At 71.2% G+C, this 16,135-nt stretch carries 14 protein-coding genes; 2 read left to right on the top strand and 12 right to left on the bottom strand.

The genetic code is table 11. The features are described from left to right. Nucleotides 1-122 precede the first annotated feature (122 nt). The 6 genes from ACZ7SW_RS46075 to ACZ7SW_RS46050 all read right to left on the bottom strand — a co-directional run bounded on the left by ACZ7SW_RS46075 (nt 123) and on the right by ACZ7SW_RS46050 (nt 7,117). Nucleotides 123-722 carry a DUF2567 domain-containing protein gene (locus tag ACZ7SW_RS46075; protein WP_470236709.1) on the bottom strand — a complete coding sequence of 200 codons (600 nt, stop codon included), beginning with the start codon at nt 720-722 and terminating at the stop codon, nt 123-125. Nucleotides 723-996: 274 nt separating this feature from the next. Continuing rightward, nucleotides 997-1,722, bottom strand: a complete 726-nt coding sequence (gene bioD / locus ACZ7SW_RS46070) for a dethiobiotin synthase (RefSeq protein WP_470236708.1) — start codon at nt 1,720-1,722, stop codon at nt 997-999. Nucleotides 1,723-1,807: 85 nt separating this feature from the next. Further along, nucleotides 1,808-3,982 (bottom strand): SulP family inorganic anion transporter, encoded by a 2,175-nt coding sequence (locus tag ACZ7SW_RS46065; RefSeq protein ID WP_470236707.1) that lies wholly within the window; start codon nt 3,980-3,982, stop codon nt 1,808-1,810. Between the two features lie 140 nt (nt 3,983-4,122). Beyond that, the gene (locus ACZ7SW_RS46060; protein ID WP_470236706.1) at nt 4,123-5,409 is read right to left on the bottom strand and encodes an adenosylmethionine--8-amino-7-oxononanoate transaminase; all 1,287 of its coding nucleotides are present in this window, start codon (nt 5,407-5,409) and stop codon (nt 4,123-4,125) included. Nucleotides 5,410-5,454: 45 nt separating this feature from the next. Beyond that, on the bottom strand, nt 5,455-6,684 hold the full coding sequence (locus ACZ7SW_RS46055; protein ID WP_470236705.1) for a cytochrome P450 family protein: 1,230 nt from the start codon (nt 6,682-6,684) through the stop codon (nt 5,455-5,457). A 25-nt stretch (nt 6,685-6,709) separates the two neighbouring features. After that, entirely contained in the window at nt 6,710-7,117 is a 408-nt protein-coding gene (locus ACZ7SW_RS46050; RefSeq protein ID WP_470236704.1) for an SRPBCC domain-containing protein, read from the bottom strand. A 53-nt stretch (nt 7,118-7,170) separates the two neighbouring features. Between ACZ7SW_RS46050 and ACZ7SW_RS46045 the strand changes: the two genes are divergently transcribed. Beyond that, nucleotides 7,171-7,785 carry a nucleoside/nucleotide kinase family protein gene (locus ACZ7SW_RS46045; protein WP_470236703.1) on the top strand — a complete coding sequence of 205 codons (615 nt, stop codon included), beginning with the start codon at nt 7,171-7,173 and terminating at the stop codon, nt 7,783-7,785. Between the two features lie 6 nt (nt 7,786-7,791). Here ACZ7SW_RS46045 and ACZ7SW_RS46040 read toward each other — a convergent pair whose 3' ends face one another. The 6 genes from ACZ7SW_RS46040 to ACZ7SW_RS46015 all read right to left on the bottom strand — a co-directional run bounded on the left by ACZ7SW_RS46040 (nt 7,792) and on the right by ACZ7SW_RS46015 (nt 14,073). Then, a complete protein-coding gene (locus tag ACZ7SW_RS46040) occupies nt 7,792-8,949 on the bottom strand; it encodes a glycosyltransferase family 4 protein (RefSeq protein ID WP_470236702.1) in 1,158 nt (385 codons plus the stop codon). Nucleotides 8,950-9,063: 114 nt separating this feature from the next. Next, entirely contained in the window at nt 9,064-9,714 is a 651-nt protein-coding gene (locus ACZ7SW_RS46035; RefSeq protein ID WP_470236701.1) for an alpha/beta hydrolase, read from the bottom strand. A gap of 373 nt (nt 9,715-10,087) precedes the next feature. Then, nucleotides 10,088-11,149, bottom strand: a complete 1,062-nt coding sequence (locus tag ACZ7SW_RS46030; protein ID WP_470236700.1) for a C40 family peptidase — start codon at nt 11,147-11,149, stop codon at nt 10,088-10,090. A gap of 429 nt (nt 11,150-11,578) precedes the next feature. After that, nucleotides 11,579-11,800: a hypothetical protein gene (locus ACZ7SW_RS46025; protein ID WP_470236710.1), complete on the bottom strand. Its 222-nt coding sequence runs from the start codon at nt 11,798-11,800 to the stop codon at nt 11,579-11,581. A gap of 239 nt (nt 11,801-12,039) precedes the next feature. Further along, entirely contained in the window at nt 12,040-12,432 is a 393-nt protein-coding gene (locus tag ACZ7SW_RS46020; RefSeq protein ID WP_470236699.1) for a hypothetical protein, read from the bottom strand. A 243-nt stretch (nt 12,433-12,675) separates the two neighbouring features. Further along, nucleotides 12,676-14,073, bottom strand: a complete 1,398-nt coding sequence (locus ACZ7SW_RS46015; RefSeq protein ID WP_470236698.1) for an NYN domain-containing protein — start codon at nt 14,071-14,073, stop codon at nt 12,676-12,678. Nucleotides 14,074-14,193: 120 nt separating this feature from the next. Here ACZ7SW_RS46015 and ACZ7SW_RS46010 point away from each other — a divergent pair, with 120 nt between their 5' ends. Then, the gene (locus tag ACZ7SW_RS46010) at nt 14,194-15,912 is read left to right on the top strand and encodes a DEDD exonuclease domain-containing protein (RefSeq protein ID WP_470236697.1); all 1,719 of its coding nucleotides are present in this window, start codon (nt 14,194-14,196) and stop codon (nt 15,910-15,912) included. Nucleotides 15,913-16,135 lie beyond the last annotated feature (223 nt).

The raw sequence follows: 16,135 nt of genomic DNA, 5'->3' as shown, positions 1-16,135 counted from the left end.
GGTGCTTGTCAAGGCATCTTTCCCGCCTTGACAAGCACCTCCGCGCCGTAGTCACAATCAGCTTCGGGGTGCCCCGCGCAACCGAGGCCGCAATGTCGCCGCCAGGCGACGAGCCCCCAGCCTCACCCCAACCGCCGCCCAAGATCCTCCCGCCCGTTCCAAGCCGTCATCAACGCATAAACCAGACAAGTCACCAACGGCGCGGCCAGCACCACCCACCCCGTCTCGATCCGAGGCGCCTGCTCGATCACCGCCCCCAACGCAGGCGGCGCGTCCACCGAATACTTCGAATTGGCGAACGCGGGCCCCATCTGCGTCCCCAGCCAAGCCGCGACCAACGCCCCACCAGCCGCCGCGACCAGCACCACCGGCCCGCGCCGCTCCCGCAGGAACCACACCACCAGCCCGATCAGCAACCCCGTCGCCATCGCGAGAAACCCGAACACCGCCAGATCGTCGAACCGATGCCAGCTCTCCAGCTCCAACGGCGCCAGCTGCCCGTTAGTGCTGATCACCCGCACCCGCTCGGCCGGAGCCAGAAGAGACCACAACCACCCCATCGGAATCCCCAGCAGCGCAGCCGTCGACAGGACGCTCACCGCGGGGAGAAGGTCGGCCTTCACCACCACCCGCGGACGCTGCGGCGGAAACAACACCGGCACCGACCACCCCTCGGCCACCGCCGACGACCGGTGCGACGCCTTGCCCGCGGAATCGACCACCGGGGACTCCCTCTGTGTTGATTGATGGGTTCGATCGCTCTGTTCGATTGCCGCGACTTCGTCGCGGCGGAGAAATCGCCTTCATCCGGTTTCTTCCCTCCCGATCCGCTCGGCCCGGGGGGCCGATCGGATCGCTCAGTCCAGAAACCGGGGCGATTTCTCGGTGGGGGCGAGTTGGGGTTTTAAGGTACTTGGCCTTGTGCGGGTCTGCGCGGGAAGGCGGGGGGAGGGAGTGTCGCCGAGGTGAGCGGGGGGGGAGTCAGTGCCGGGGGCATCAGTTTTGGGCGGAGGCGGCCGCGGTGAAGGCTTCCGGGTCGAATTCGCCGCCGAACCAGGGGGAAAGGCCCAGGCGGGCCTGGTCGGCGAAGGTGTCGCGGTCTGTGGCGCCCAGGCCAGCGGGGAGGACACCCAGCAAGGGGGCACCAGCGGCGACTGGCAGGTCGTGGAGGTTTTCCAGGGCGGCCAGGTCGGGCGAGGCGGGCCAGGAGCCGATGATGACGCCGACGACGTTCAGGCCCCGGCGGGTGGCTACTTCGGCGGTCAAGGCGGTCGTGTTGAGCGTGCCCAGTCCGGCTTGGGCGACGAGGACCACCGGAGCGCCCAGGGACCACGCGACATCTGCCAGGGTGCTGCCTTGCGCGTCGAAGCGGACCAGCAGGCCGCCCGCGCCTTCGACCAGGGTGAGGTCGTGCGTGGTGTCCAAATCGCTCGCGGCGGCGGCGATTTCGCCGGGGCCGACGGTGGGCAGGCCGGAGCGGCGGGAAGCGGCTTCCGGGGACAGCGGGTCCGGATAGCGGCGCAGTTCGCGGACGGTCAGGTCCTTGCCTGCCAGCCGCACCACCTCGGCGAGGTCGCCTGCCTCTCCGGGGAGCACGCCGGTCTGGGCGGGCTTCAGCACCGCCACGCGTTGTCCCTGCGCGAGGGCCAGCGCCGCGATCGCCGCAGTGGCGACCGTTTTGCCGACGTCGGTCCCGGTTCCGGTCATCACGAGCGTCGTCACGAGCCATCAAGATATTGACGTGCTCCCCGATGTCAACACTCGGGGTTCCCTCGCGCGCACCGGAGGGCACGCGCGAGGGCCCGAGTCAGCCCGCCGGGGCCGCCGCGGGCGCGCCGGCGGCCATGAACTCCCCCGTCGCCGGGTCGGACAGGTACACCTGCGCCGCGCCCACGTCGAAGTACAGCCCGGTCAGCGCCAGCTCGCCGCGGGCTTCGGCCTCGGCCACCAGCGGGTACTGCCGCAGATGCGTCAGCTGCTGCAGGACGTTGTGCAACGCCAGCCGGTCCGGTTCGCGCTCCGGCCGTTCCCCGTCGAGGGTCACCGCCCCGGCCCGCCGCCTGCTCGGTTCGGCGTGCACCAGCCAGGTCGCCAGCGCGGTGTCCGCGGGCGGACCGCTGGCCAGCGCGCCCATCGCGCCGCACGAGGAGTGCCCGCACACCACGATCTCCCGCACTCCCAGCACCCCGACCGCGAATTCGATCGCCGCGTTGGTCGACGGATCGGCCTGCCCGGGCGGCACCAGGTTGCCGATGTTGCGGATGGTGAACAGGTCGCCCGGACCGGACGTGGTGATCAGGTTCGGCACGATCCGCGAATCACCGCAGGTGATGAACAGCGTGTGCGGCTGCTGGGCGTGCGCGAGCCCGCTGAGGACGTCCTTGAGCAACGGCGCGGCCCGGCGCTGGAACTCCGTCGCGCCCCGGTGCGTGCGCTGCCCGGGAACCCGCACGTCCACCGCCTGCCAAGCCGACCACGGGGCCAGCCACCTCGGCATCGCGCCCGCCGCCGCGGTGCGCCGGAGCGTCGGACGGCCTTCCTTGCCCTTGGCGAACCACGGATGCCCGATCTCGTCGACGACCACCGTGCCGCCGGTCCGTTCGTGCGCCTGCTGCCAGGCGGAAAGGCTTTCGAACGCCGCGTGGTCGAGGTAATCGGCGACCAGTTCCAGCGTCACCTTCGACCCCTCCGGGATCGTGCCGAGCACCTTCGTCAGCCGAGGCACCGACAGGAACGTCAGCACGCCTTCGACGATCACGCGCCATTCGCCGCTGTGCTGCTCGGCATGCACGCCCGACCACACGGTGCGGCGCAGCATCAGCAGCACGGCCAGCACAATCCCGGCGAGCACGCCGGTCAGCAGGTCGAACACGACCACGCCGGCGACAGTCACCAGGTAGAGCGGCAGGTCGCCGTGCCGCAGCACCTGCCGCAGATGTCCGGGATTCACCAGTTTCGCGCCGACGTGCACGAGCAGCCCGGCCAGCGCGGCGAGCGGAATCGACTTCAGCACCCCGGCGAGCGCGACCACGAACACCAGCACCCACACGCCGTGCAGGATCGCCGACGCCCGCGTGCGCGCCCCGGCCGCGACGTTCGTGGAACTGCGCACGATCACGCCGGTGACCGGCAGCCCGCCGAGCGCGCCGGACACCATGTTCGCCGCGCCCTGGCCGATCAGCTCGCGGTTCAGGTTGGCGCGCGGGCCGTTCTGCAGCTTGTCGACCGCGACCGCGGACAGCAGGCTTTCGACGCTGGCGATCAGCGCGATCGTGACCACCGCGACCGCGACCTGGCCCCATCCGCCGTCCGGCAGCTGGGGGGTGAAGCGGATCTGCAGCAGATCGCCGGACAGTTCGACGCGCGGCAGCGTCATCCCGGCGGCCAGGGACACGAGCGTCGCGACCGCGATGGCCGCCAGCGGACCGGGGATTTTCCTTACCGCCGCGGGAAGTCTGGGCCACGCGAGCAGGATGGCGAGGGTCAGGACGCCGATCAGGGCGGCGGCGTCGTGGTGGGCGGCGATCTGCGCGGGCAGCTGGGCGATGTTCTCCAGCGCCGAACTCTGCGCCTTTCCGCCGAACAGCACGTGCAGCTGGCCGAGCACGATCGTGATGCCGATCCCGGCGAGCATCCCGTGCACGATCGCCGGCGAGATGGCCAGCGCCGCCCGCGCGACGCGGCTCAGGCCGAACAGGATCTGCAGTGCGCCGGCGAGGACGGTGATCAGGCAGGTGACCGCCCACCCGAAGGTGGAAATCGTCTCGGCCATCAGCACGGTGAGCCCGGCGGCGGGCCCGCTGACCTGCAGTGGAGAGCCGCCGAGAGCACCGGCGACCACGCCGCCGACGACGGCGGCGATCAGCCCGGCGACGATCGGCGCGCCGGACGCGAGGGCGATCCCGAGCGAAAGCGGGACCGCGACGAGGAAGACCACGAGCGAGGCGGGCACGTCGTGGCGAAGCACGGCAAGTCGTCTCATGATCACCAGGAAACCGGGATCCTTGTGAAATGTCCGCTATGTCCCACTCTATGGAGTGGATCTTTATCGAATAACCCACGATCGGGTTGCGTCACTCAGCCAGATCCACTACGCGGAGCCACGGCTAACCCGAAGTAACCTCAGGCCTTCACCGCGGCGGCGTGCATCGCCGACGTGATCACCGCCAGGTCGGCGTCGGTGCTGACGTACGGCGGCATCGCGTAGATCAAATCCCGGAACGGCCGCAGCCACGCGCCCTCAGCCGTCACCACCTCGGTCGCGACACCCAGGTCCACCTCGTGATCGAGCTGCAGCACACCGATCGCGCCCAGCACTCGCACGTCCACGACGTGCGGCAGCTCCCGCGCCGGCTCGAGCCCTTGGCGCAGCGCGGTTTCGATCCGGGCGACATCGGACTGCCATTGGCCTTCAGCCAGCAAACCGAGCGAAGCGTTCGCGACCGCCGAAGCCAGCGGATTCCCCATGAACGTCGGGCCGTGCGCGAGCACCGGCAACTCGCCGCGCGTGATCCCGTCGGCGATTTCGGGCGTGCACAACGCGGCGGCCATCGTCAGGTAGCCCCCGGTGAGCGCCTTGCCGAGGCACAGCACATCGGGCGTCACGCCAGCGTGCTCGGCCGCGAAAAGCCTTCCGGTACGGCCGAATCCGGTCGCGATCTCGTCGAACACCAGCAGCACGCCGTGTTCACGAGTCAGCTCGCGCAGCGCGCGCAGGTAGCCGGGATGGTGAAACCGCATCCCGCCCGCGCCCTGCACCACCGGTTCCACGATCACCGCGGCCAGTTCGTCCGAGTGCTGTTCGATCGCCTTCGCCAGTTCGTCCACATAGGACTGATCCACCGGGCTGTCGAAACCGGACGGCGGCGCGGGCACGAAAACCTGTTCCGGCAGCACTCCGCGCCACAGCGAATGCATGCCGCCGTCCGGATCGCAGACGCTCATCGGCGTGAACGTGTCGCCGTGGTAACCGCCGCGCCAGGTCAGCAGCCGGTGTTTGCCGGGCAGGCCGCGGGAACGCTGGTACTGCAGGCACATTTTCACCGCGACCTCGACCGAAACCGAGCCCGAATCGCACAGGAAGACGTGCTCGAGCCCGTCCGGCGTCATCTCGACCAGCGTCTTCGCGAGCGTGATCGCCGGTTCGTGGGTGAGCCCGCCGAACATCACATGGCTCATCCGCCCGGCCTGCCGCGCCAGCGCCGCGTCGAGCACCGGGTTGCGGTAACCGTGCACCGCCGCCCACCAGGACGACATGCCGTCGACCAGTTCCCGTCCGTCGGCGAGCTTCAGCCGTACCCCGCTCGCCTCTTCCACGAGCAAGGGCGGCACGCGGCCCGGCATCGGCGCGTACGGATGCCAGACGTGCGCGGCGTCGAGGGCGAGGAGATCGGCAGCACTGGGTTCCACCCGCCGACCCTAACCGGGCGGCGGGCGGCCCCGCAGTGACAGCCGCTACGCCCCGTTCGGCCGCACCGGCAGCGCCAGCACGCCGTGCACCAGCGAACTCGGCCGGTAGACGATGCTCTCTGCCTCAACGGCGAGGCTCAGCTCCGGGAACCGCTTCAGCAGCGAACCCAGCGCGATCTCCGCTTCCAGCCGCGCCAGCGGCGCGCCGACGCAGTAGTGGATGCCGTGCCCGAACGCGAGATGCCCGCCGGGCGGACGCGTGACGTCGAGCGTGTCCGGGTCGGGGAAGCGCTCCGGGTCCCGATTGGCCGACAGCAGCGAAATATTGAGGAACTCGTCGACCGGGATGGTGACGCCGCCCGCCTCGACCTCCTCGACCGTGTAGCGCAGGGTCGCGAAGTTGATCGGCCCGTCGAACCGGAGGAACTCCTCGACCGCGCAGGGCATCAGGCTCGGGTCCGCGCGCAGTTTCTCCGCCTGGTCGGGCGCGCGCAGCAACGCGAACGCGGCGTTGGCGATCAGGTTGACCGTGGTCTCGTGCCCGGCGATCAGCAACAGGAACGCCATCGAGATCAGTTCGTCCCCGTCGAGCGAATCGCCTTCGTCGCTGGTGTGCACGAGGTCCGACAACAGATCTTCGGCCGGTTCGGAGCGCTTGCTCTCGACCAGCTGCTGCAGGTACTCCTGCATCTCCCGCGCCGCCGCGGCCTGGGACTCCTGGTCCACGGAGAACGACAGCAACGTGTGCGACCAGGCGGTGAACTCGCCGCGGTCCTCGACGCGCACCCCGAGCAGCTCGCAGATGACGGTGATCGGCAACGGCTCGGCGAACGCCCGCACCAGGTCGACCTGGTCGTGCCGCGCCATCTCGGCCAGCAGCGCATCGGCGATCTCCTGGATCCGCGGCCGCAGCCGGGCGACGGTGCGGGCGGTGAACGCCTTGTTCACCAGCTTGCGCAGCCGGGTGTGGACGGGCGGGTCGCTGTTGAGCATGTGCCGGGTGAGCACGTTGCCGAAGTCCGGAGCCGGGCCGCCGTCCCCGATCTTCGCCGCGATCACCCGCTGCACGTCCGCGCTGTCCTTGCTGACCCGAGGATCGTTGAGCAGCTCGCGCGCCTGCTCGTATCCGCCGACCAGGTAGGACGGGATTCCGCGGCGAGCGATCATCGGGCACACCGCGCCGGATTCGCGCCGCTGCGCGAGCCATTCGTGCGGGTGCTGCCAGAATTCCTCGTCCGCGTAAGGGACTTCTCCGGTTTGTTCGTCGACGCTCACTGCTGACCCCCTGAACAGTGTCCGGTCAGCGCTCGGCCAATGCCGCCTCGACGCGCTCGACCACCTGCTTCCAATATGCCCGCTGCTCCGCCTTCTCTGCCACGTCCGCGAGCTGTTCCTGGCGAATCTTCAGCGTGCTGCGCTTGCCGAGGTCGGCGACCTCCAGCTCCAGCACGGAATCGTGGTCCCAGTCCGCCGGACGCCAGGTGAGCCGCAGCTGGTCGTCGGCGTAACTGCGGATTTCGCCGGTCGTGCCGTTCTCGGTCTCGTATCCGGCCCCGCGTTCGCGCGGCAGCTCGACGCCCGGGCCGAGCCAGATCTCCACCCCGTCCCCCACCAAGAACTCCCACACCCGGCTGCCCGGGTACGGCATCGTGCGGGAAACCGCTGTCTCCCAACCACTCCGCGCGGTCTTGCCCTCCTCGTTGGCCATGCCGCCATGATGGCATCAGGGACCGACGGAAACCGGTGCGGGATCATGCGATCGTGCGCTACCGCCCCATCTCCCCCGACGCTCTCGCCGCCGAGCTGACCCAGCGCGTCGACGCGCTCACCCACCGCCGACGAATCGCCGTCGCGGTCGACGGAGCAGCCGGAACCGGCCCGCTCGCCCAAGCGCTGGTCGACCCGCTGAGGCTGCTCGGCCGGGCCGCGCTGCACGTACCCGCCGCCGGTTTTTTGCGACCAGCGTCACTCCGTTTCGAGCACGGGAAACAAAATCCGGACGCGCGGTATACCGATTGGCTCGATCTGGGCGGTCTGCGCCGGGAAGTACTGGACCCGCTCGCCGACGACGGCAGCGGCGAAGTGCTGCCCGCGCTGTGGGACGCCGAACGAGACCGCGCGACCAGGCTGCCGCGCGTCCCGGTGCCGGAACGCGGCGTCGTACTGGTGGACGGAGAGTTCTTGCTGGGCGCGGGATTGGCGTTCGATTTCGTGGTGCATTTGTGGCTTTCGCCGGGTGCGCTGCGCCGCCGGGCAACCGACGAATGGGCGCTTCCCGCATACGAACGCTACGAGAACGAAGTCGACCCGAGCGCCCTCGCGGACGTCGTGGTCCGCGTGGACGACCCGCGGCACCCGGCGATTTACGAACCCTGATCCGGGTCAGCGCACCGCCGCCACCGGATCGCCGTCCAGGAGCGCCGACAGCCGCTTCGCCATCGTGTCCCACCGCCAGTTCTCCGCGACCCACGAACGGCCCGCCTCGCCCATCCTGCGGGCGCGGACCGGGTCGGACAGCAGGGCCGACAGGGTCTCCGCGAGCTGCCCCGGGTCGCGGCCCTCGACCACGTGGCCGGTCACCTCGTCCAGCACCGCCTCCGGTGCCCCGCCGGAGGTGCCCGCGACCACCGGCAGCCCGGTCGCGGAGGCCTCCAGGTAGACGATGCCCAAGCCCTCCACATCGAGGCCCTTGCCGCGCGTGCGGGCAGGCATCGCGAAAACGTCGCCCGCGTTGTAGTGCGCGGGCAGTTCCTCCCACGGCACCGAACCGGTGAAGACCACGTCGTCGGTCACTCCGTGCGCCTCGGCCAACTGGGCAAGGCGCTTGCGGTACGGACCGCCGCCGACGAGCAGCAACGCCGCGCCGGGCACGCGCTCGCGGATCGCGGGCAGCGCCGAGATCAGCATGTCCTGGCCCTTGCGCGGAACCAGCCGCGAAACGCACACGACGGTCGGCCGATCACCGAGACCGTGCCGGGCGCGGATTTCCTCCCGGCCGACCGGGTCCGGCGCGAAAACCGTGGTGTCGACACCGCTCGGCAGCATTTCCAGCCCAGCGTGCCGACCGAACGCGGCGGCGAACCGGTTGCGGGTGTACTTGCTGACGTACGTGACCACGTCGACGGTCTCGCCGATGCGCCGCAACGCCTGCCGCGAGCCCGGAAGCATCGACCAGCCGACTTCGTGCCCGTGTGTGGAAGCGACGATCCGACGCGCGCCGGCCTGCCGCAGCGGGTGGCCGAGCAACGCGAGCGGGGCGGCCGCGCCGAACCAGACGGCCTCACAGTCGCGGGCGCGCATGATCTGCTTCGCGCGGCGCAGGACGTCCGGGGTGGGCAGCATCAGCGACGTCGGATGCCGCACGACTTCGAACGGAGCGGCCGCGTCGAACTCGACGTGCGAACCGCTGCTGCGTTCCCAGGACGGCGCGTAGACGACGAGGTCGTCCGCGGGCAGCCGGGTGGCCAGCGAATTGAGGTAGTTCTGGATGCCCCCGGGGCGCGGCGGGAAGTCGTTCGTCACGAGCAGGGTCCTCAGCACCCCCGCAGGCTACCGACGGGCGGTTCGCCGGGGGCGGCCCGGTGAAGCGAGCGTCCCGTCGCTTCTCCTAGGACAGTGCGTTCTGCGGGCACCCCTGACCACCGGCCGACTTCTTCATCGCCCGAACGCCCACGCCACCATCAACGGGAACTCCCCCCGCCAGAACGCGTCGCCGTGCGCGCCGGCTCGCTCGTTCAAGACGACGTCAGCCCCGGCATCGCGCAGCGCGTCCGCCCACCGGACCGCGTTCTGGAGGAAGAACGGTTCCTGCGTCCCGGCGACGAAGTACGCGCGCGGAAGCGAACCCGGCAGTTCAGCAGGCGGTCGATAACCTCCCCCAGGCGAGGCGCACAAGACCGTGCCGTAGACGTCCGGATGCCGCAGCCCCATGGCCAGCGCGAGCTCTCCGCCAGCCGAGACACCGCACACGGCGGTGCGCTCGGCGGGCAGCGCCGCCCCGAACCGCGATCGCGCCCAGTGGCGGACGTCCTCGCGGAAAAATCTCTCGTGCGCCGAGAACCGCTCCGGATCGAAGCCCGGTGAGTACTCCTGGAGCCGCCGGGTCTCGTCGGCCAGGCGATGCACGCCGACGATCATCGTGGGCGGCACGTCGGCGGCCTCGAGGTCGTTGCCCCACCGCGAGATCACCTCGCCGTCACCGGCGAACACGACCGCCTCGGGCCGATCCGCCGGGAGGTAGCCGGTGACCTGGCGACCGCCGTCGTACGCGAAGGTCTCGGTCACCAGTTCGCCCGCGTGCGACATCGTCGATCCCCTCCGGTCCGCAGCGCCATTGGCCGGGTCATTCCCTCCAGGCCGCAGCCCCGCCAGTTGAGTCGATCCCCTCCAGACCGCAGCGCCGCCAGCCGAGTCGATCCCCTCCAGACCGCAGCGCCGCCAGCCGAGTCGGTTCCCTCGAGCCCGCAGCCCCACTGGCCGGGTCGATCCCCTCCAGACCGCAGCGCCGCCAGCTGAGTCGAATCCCTCCGGCTCACAGCCTCACGGGCCGGGTCGAATCCCTCCGGCCCCAGCCCGCCCGTCGAGTCTGCCAGGCGTGAAGCCAGCGGCGTCGTCCGCGAACGACACCGGGGCGGCACCGCGCAATGCGGCACCGCCCCGGTGAGGCGAGAACGTCCGGTCAGGCGACCCGGCGCGCGCCCACGTACTGGCTCTGCAGCGGCGAGATCTTGACGACGTCGCCGGTGGTCGGCGCGTGCACCATCATCCCGTTGCCGATGTACATGCCCACGTGCGAAACCGGCGAGTAGTAGAACACCAGGTCGCCGGGCTGCAGCTGGCTGCGCGGAACCGGCGTGCCGGTCTGGCTCTGCTGCTGGCTCGAGCGCGGCAGCGTGACGCCCGCCTGCCGGTAGGCCCACAGCATGAGGCCCGAGCAGTCGTACGAACCCGGCCCGGTGGCGCCCCACTCGTAGGGCTTGCCCCGCTGGCTGAGCGCGGCCTGGACGGCGGCCGCCGCGGCCGGGCCGGCGTTCGCGAGGTCCACCGAGATGTCGCCGCCGGTGTCCTTCTGCGCGTTCCGGTCGGCCTGGCTCAGCTGCGACGTGGTCTTCTTCAGCTCGGCGACCTGGTCGTCGAGCGTCTTCTTCTTGGCCGTGATGTCTTCGGTCAGCTTCGCGGCCGCGTCGCGCGCCGCGGTGGCCCGCTGCGCGGCGTCGGCTGCCAGCTTCTCGGCGGCCTTGGCCTGGTCGACCGCGCCCTGGAGCTTCTCGAGCGCGGCGGCCTTCTGCGACGCGATCTGGTCCAGCGCCGCCGACCGGTCGAGGAACTCCTGCGTCGACGTGCCCGCCAGCAGCGCGGACAGCTTGTTCATCTGCACGCCGGACAGGAACGACGCGTTCGCGAACTTGTCGACGTCGACCTTGTACTTCTTCTCGTTCTCGGCGGCCTGCGCGGAGAGGTTGTGGGCGTTGCCCACGTCCCCGTTGGCCTTGTCGAGGTCGCCCTGCCGCGCGGACAGGTCGTCTTTCGCTTTGAGGAGGTCCTCGTTCGCCTTCTCCGCCTGCGCCGCGAGATCGCGGTACTTGGCGAGAGCGTCCGAACCGGAGTCCGGCGGGGCCTGGAGGACGGGGAGGGGGGATGCGGCTGCGGTGCCCGCTGGCTGCGCCGCGGTGACGATTGCGATCACCGAGGCGGCCGCGAGGGCGCCTGACACCACGCGCTTGACTGGATGCGACTGCACGGCCGCGCGGGTCTCCTTTGCTCGTCGGGCCGCCGTGGCCGGAACCCCGGCGCGGAAGAGGTCGGGGGCCCTCTTCGCGCACGCTGCCCCGTCCGCGTTCCGGCCGTCGTGTGTCACAACAGCTTTTCCGCGCACGGTGGTTGGTCCCGATCCTGACTCCCCGACAAAGCCGAACCGGCGGCGATCCCGCGTCGCCGTCGTCCGACGGCTGCCTGGCGCGAGATCTCGGCCAGGTTACGAAAAGACCGTCGGCGCGTCCACCAGGCCCCCCGTAAAAACTCTCCGTAGTCCGCCGAAACACCATCGGACCAGCACGGCAGTACAATGTGACTTAGGCCACACACTGCGGCTGCGCAAACGGCCCTCTCCGTTACTTACCGTTTACCGCACCCAGGCGACCGCTCGGCGAGCCAGTGTCACCCACTGGTGTCACGCCGACCTACTGTCAGGCTCCGGAACCAGGCGCAGCCGCGGCACCATCCCCGCCTCGGCGAGCGCGTCGACAGCTCGCCGTTCGTCCGCGTCCCAGACAAGGCCGACCGGCGGCCCGAGCAGCACGCTGACCACGCAATCGGCACACGCCGCCCCGCGCACCGCACACCGGTCGCAATCGACGACGAACGTGTCGATGTCCTCGACCGCGACGTCCACCGCACCGGCCGGACGCCGCTCTTCCTGGCGGGAGGTAACGGGCTTCGCGTTTCGCGACGCGCCCGGGTGCCGCCGCACCGAGCGCCGCCGGCTGGCAGCTTCCGCACGCTCGCCTTCGCTTGACGAAGCCGCGGCCTCAGCACTTCCGCCGGAACCAGCCGAAACACCGCTTTCCCGGCGCGCTTCCAGATCCCGGTCCCGCGCGTGCGCCGTGGCCGGATTCACGCCAGTGGCAAGACTCACCGCCGAACCCGCCCCACCCGGGTGACCACCGCGGTCCGGCGGCCGAGAACGCTCACCCGCGCCGCCAGCATCGACACCGCCGACCCGATGGTCCGGCGGCCGAGACCGCTCAGCCGCCCCGCCGTCGACACCGCCAGCACGATCGTCCGGCGCCCGACAGCACTCAGCCGCGCCACCAGCCCGACCGTCCGGTGCTCGACAACACTCAGCCGCGCCACCAGCCCGACCGTCCGGTGCTCGACAGCACCCAGCCGCGCCACCAGCCCGACCGTCCGGCGGCCGAGAACGCTCGCCCTCGCCGCCATCGGCACCGCCGACCCGACGCTCCAGCGGCCGAGAGCGCTCGCCCGCCCCGCCAGCCCGATCGTCCGACGGCCGAGAACGCTCACCTACCCCGCCCTCGACACCACCGACCCGATCTCCCGGACCCGCCGCACAGCGAACTCCCCCGCTAACCACGCCCGAGTCCCCCGCACCCACGCCGGAACCAACCCCGAACCGCTCCCGCTTGTTCTCGCCCATCGCCGTGCCTCCGTACCTCGCGAGGCCCCGGACCGGTTCCGGGAATCGCCTCGGGAACAAACGGTAGGAAGCACCACCGACAATTTCCGGGGCCCGAGCGCCGGGCAGGCTCAGACTCGACCCAATCGGCTGACGAGCACCGCCGACGGAGCGGGGTGCGCACCGGCCGCGCGGACCGAATCCGCGACTGCCCGGTCGGACGTCGCGACGACCATCGGACGCCCCTTCGGCTCAGCCGCGACCAGCGACCGGATCACGTCGTCGGCAAGCACGCCACGCTCGGAGAACAGCACTCGCACCCCGCGCGGCACCGCGGCGGGCACCGACAGCACGCCTGCCCCGTCGAACACCACCGTGACCTCCGCCGACGTGCGCGCCGCGAGCGCCGAGAGCTGGTGCACCAGCCGGTCTCGCTGGTCGGCCAGCGCCAGTTCCGGATAACCCGTTTTGGTGACGTTGTAGCCGTCCACGATGAGATGGACGTTCGGCAACGCCAGATGCCGGTCGAGCGCGGTGACGTCCTGGATCCGCCCGCCTGGGCCGAGCCCGGACCGCGCGCCGCTCACCATGTCGGCGGGCCGCGCGCCGCGGTCGCCCAGAGCGAGTTCGCGACGGAGGCCGTGCACGGCGCCGTCGATGGTGTCCACCAGCAACGCCAGCCGGACCTCGTCGGCCTCCCTGGCCTCGCGCGCCGACTGCCGGGCGATCTCCGCGTCCGCGACCGCCCGTTCGGCACGGGCCCGTTCGGAGGCGACCCGGCGGCGTTCCCGGTCGAGCTGCACGTTCAGCGTCTCGATCTCGCGTTCCCGCGTCGCTCCCCCGTCTGCCAGCTCGGTCCGCGCCGCCTCAGCCGCGTCCTTGGCCTGCCGCAGCAGCACGCCCTGCTCACGCAGCCGGCGCAGCAGCTTCTCGACCTCGGCCTCGCGTTCGCCGCGCGCGCTCTCGACCGCCCCGCGCGCCTCTTCCAGCTCAGCGCGCAGCTCGACGATTTCGGCTTCCAGACGTTGGTTCCGGGCCAGCGCCGCGTCCCGCTCAGCGCGCAACGCGGTTTCCTCGGCGTTCTTCGCGACCAGCCGCACGCGTCCGGCCGCACCGGATTCACCGAGCAGGACCGCGGCGGCCGCGGCCGCGACGGAGTCCGAAACGTTCGGGTCCAGCGCGTCGGTCCGGTGCTCCCGAAGCCATTCCAGGACCGCCGTCCGGAACTGCGCGGAATCCCCCAACGCGGTCAGCAGCGCGGTGCCGCCGAGCTTCGCGCGCTTGGCCGGGGCGAACTTCGCGACCGGCCGCAGCTGCCTCGGCACGTCCGCGACCGGCAGTTTCGCGACCGCGGCCGCGGCCAGTTCGGCGATCCGCTCGCGCACCGCCTCCGGCAGGCTCGTCCACGACGACGGTTCCGGACACGTCCCCGCTTCCGGGATCTCGGCGTCCTGTCCCGCCCGCGCCGGAACCGCCGAGGGGCCGACGGCCTCCGCGGCTTCTTCCGGTTCGACGGGCTGAGGGTGCATTGGTCCAGGGTAGGCCCCACCGCCGGATCCCGCGCCGCACCGGCCCGTTCCGCTGGTCACCATCGGGCCACGGGCGGCGCGCGCGAAGATTGTCGGTGGTCGGTCCTACTGTGCGCGATCATGGAGACCCGACCGAGGCCGGACCAGGCTCAGCTGGCGTTCGACGAGCTCGGCACCCCGCTGCGGGACACCACGTTCGTCGTGTTCGACCTCGAGACCACCGGCACCAAGCCCGGCCCGGACGGGATCACCGAGATCGGCGCGGTCAAGGTCCGCGCCGGACAGGTGCTGGGCGAGTTCGCGACGCTGGTCAACCCGGGCGCGCCGATCCCGCCGCAGATCGTCGAGCTGACCGGGATCACGCAGGCGATGGTCTACGACGCGCCGCGGATCGAACGCGTGCTGCCCGCCTTCCTGGAGTTCATCGCGGGCACCGTGCTGGTCGCGCACAACTCCGGCTTCGACACCAGCTTCATGAAGGCGGCCTGCGAGGGACACGGCTACGTGTGGCCGCGCCCCACCGTCGTCTGCACGGTGAAGCTCGCGCGCCGCGTCATCCCGCGCGAAGAAGCGCGCAGCTACCGGTTGTCGTCGCTCTCCATGCTGCTCGGCGCGCGCACCCGGCCGACGCACCGTGCGCTCGACGACGCCCGCGCCACCACCGACGTCCTGCACGCGCTGCTGGAGCGCGTCGGCAACCTCGGCGTCCACACTGTCGAGGAGCTGATCGACTACCTCCCGGACGTCACGCCGGCCCAGCGCCGCAAGCGAAACCTCGCCGCCGACCTCCCGTCCCGGCCCGGCGTGTACCTCTTCAAAGGACCGCGCGACGAAGTGCTGTACGTCGGCACCGCGCGCGACCTCAGACGGCGCGTGCGGACTTATTTCACCGGTTCCGAAAGCCGGGGCCGGATCCGGGAAATGGTCGCGCTGGCGGAGCGCGTGGACGCCATCGAGTGCGCGCATTCCCTCGAAGCCGAGATCCGCGAACTGCGGCTGATCGCCGCGCACCGGCCGGCGTACAACCGGCGTTCGAAAAACCCGCACCACGGCTGGTGGATCAGCCTCACCGACGAGGCTTTCCCTCGGCTTTCCGTGGTGCGCCTGCCGCGCGCGGGCACGCTAGGGCCGTTCCGCAGCCAGGCTGACGCGCGCACCGCCGCCGAAACCCTCGCCGACGCCTCCGGCCTGCGCACCTGCACGCAACGCATCTCGGCCACCTCCGCGTCCGGCACGCCGTGTGTACTGGCGGGACTCGGCCGTTGCGGAGCGCCGTGCGCAGGCAGGCAGACCGTCGCCGACTACTCCCCCGCCGTCGAAGCCGCCCGCGGACTCATCGCCGGGCACGACGGCCGTCCGCTCCATTTGGCCGCGGCACGGCTGGAGGAGATGGCGGAGCGAAGGCACTACGAACAGGCCGCCCGCCACCGCGACGAACTGGCCGGGCTGGTCCGCGCCGTCGGCCGCGCGCACCGGCAAGCCGCGCTCGCGTCGGTCGCGGAACTCATCGCCGCCGCCCCGGACGGCAACGGCGGCTGGGAACTGTCCGTCATCCGCTACGGCAGGCTCGCCTCCGCCGGGGTCGCGCGCCGTGGCGTTCCGCCGATGCCGGTGGTCGAATCCCTGGTCGCCGCAGGAGAAACCGTTCTGCCCGGCGACGGTCCGCTGCGCGGCGCTCCCGGCGAAGAAGTCGGGATCCTGCTGCGCTGGCTCGCCCGGCCCGGCACCCGGCTCGTCCGCACCACCCGGCCCTGGGCCGAACCCGCCGCCGTGGCGGGCTGGCAGGCCTGGCTCGCGCGGGTCGCCGACGCCCGCTCCCTCGAGCACGTCGCAGGCTGAGGCACCCCTCGCTGCGGCAGGAGAAACCGAGCCCCCGCACAGAGCCCACGGCGAGGAAAACGGAATCCCGCTGCGCTGGCTCACCCCGACCGAGGGCCGAACCCGCCGCAACGGGCCTCAGACACCCGCCCTCGAACACATCCCAGGCTGAGGCGCCCCGCTGCGGCGTGCGCGGGCTCGTTCCCGGCTACGATCGCGCTCGAGTAATTACCGCGAGCAAGTG

The sequence above is a fragment of the Amycolatopsis sp. NPDC114484 genome, from assembly GCF_055633755.1.
This window is presented reverse-complemented; position numbering and strand designations above follow the sequence as displayed.

Bases quoted from the DNA above. Each gene is read 5' to 3' on its own strand.
- ACZ7SW_RS46065 (WP_470236707.1), bottom strand. From the start codon at position 3,982: ATGAGACGACTTGCCGTGCTTCGCCACGACGTGCCCGCCTCGCTCGTG.
- ACZ7SW_RS46050 (WP_470236704.1), bottom strand. From the start codon at position 7,117: ATGGCCAACGAGGAGGGCAAGACCGCGCGGAGTGGTTGGGAGACAGCG.
- ACZ7SW_RS46035 (WP_470236701.1), bottom strand. From the start codon at position 9,714: ATGTCGCACGCGGGCGAACTGGTGACCGAGACCTTCGCGTACGACGGC.
- ACZ7SW_RS46015 (WP_470236698.1), bottom strand. From the start codon at position 14,073: ATGCACCCTCAGCCCGTCGAACCGGAAGAAGCCGCGGAGGCCGTCGGC.
- ACZ7SW_RS46010 (WP_470236697.1), top strand. From the start codon at position 14,194: ATGGAGACCCGACCGAGGCCGGACCAGGCTCAGCTGGCGTTCGACGAG.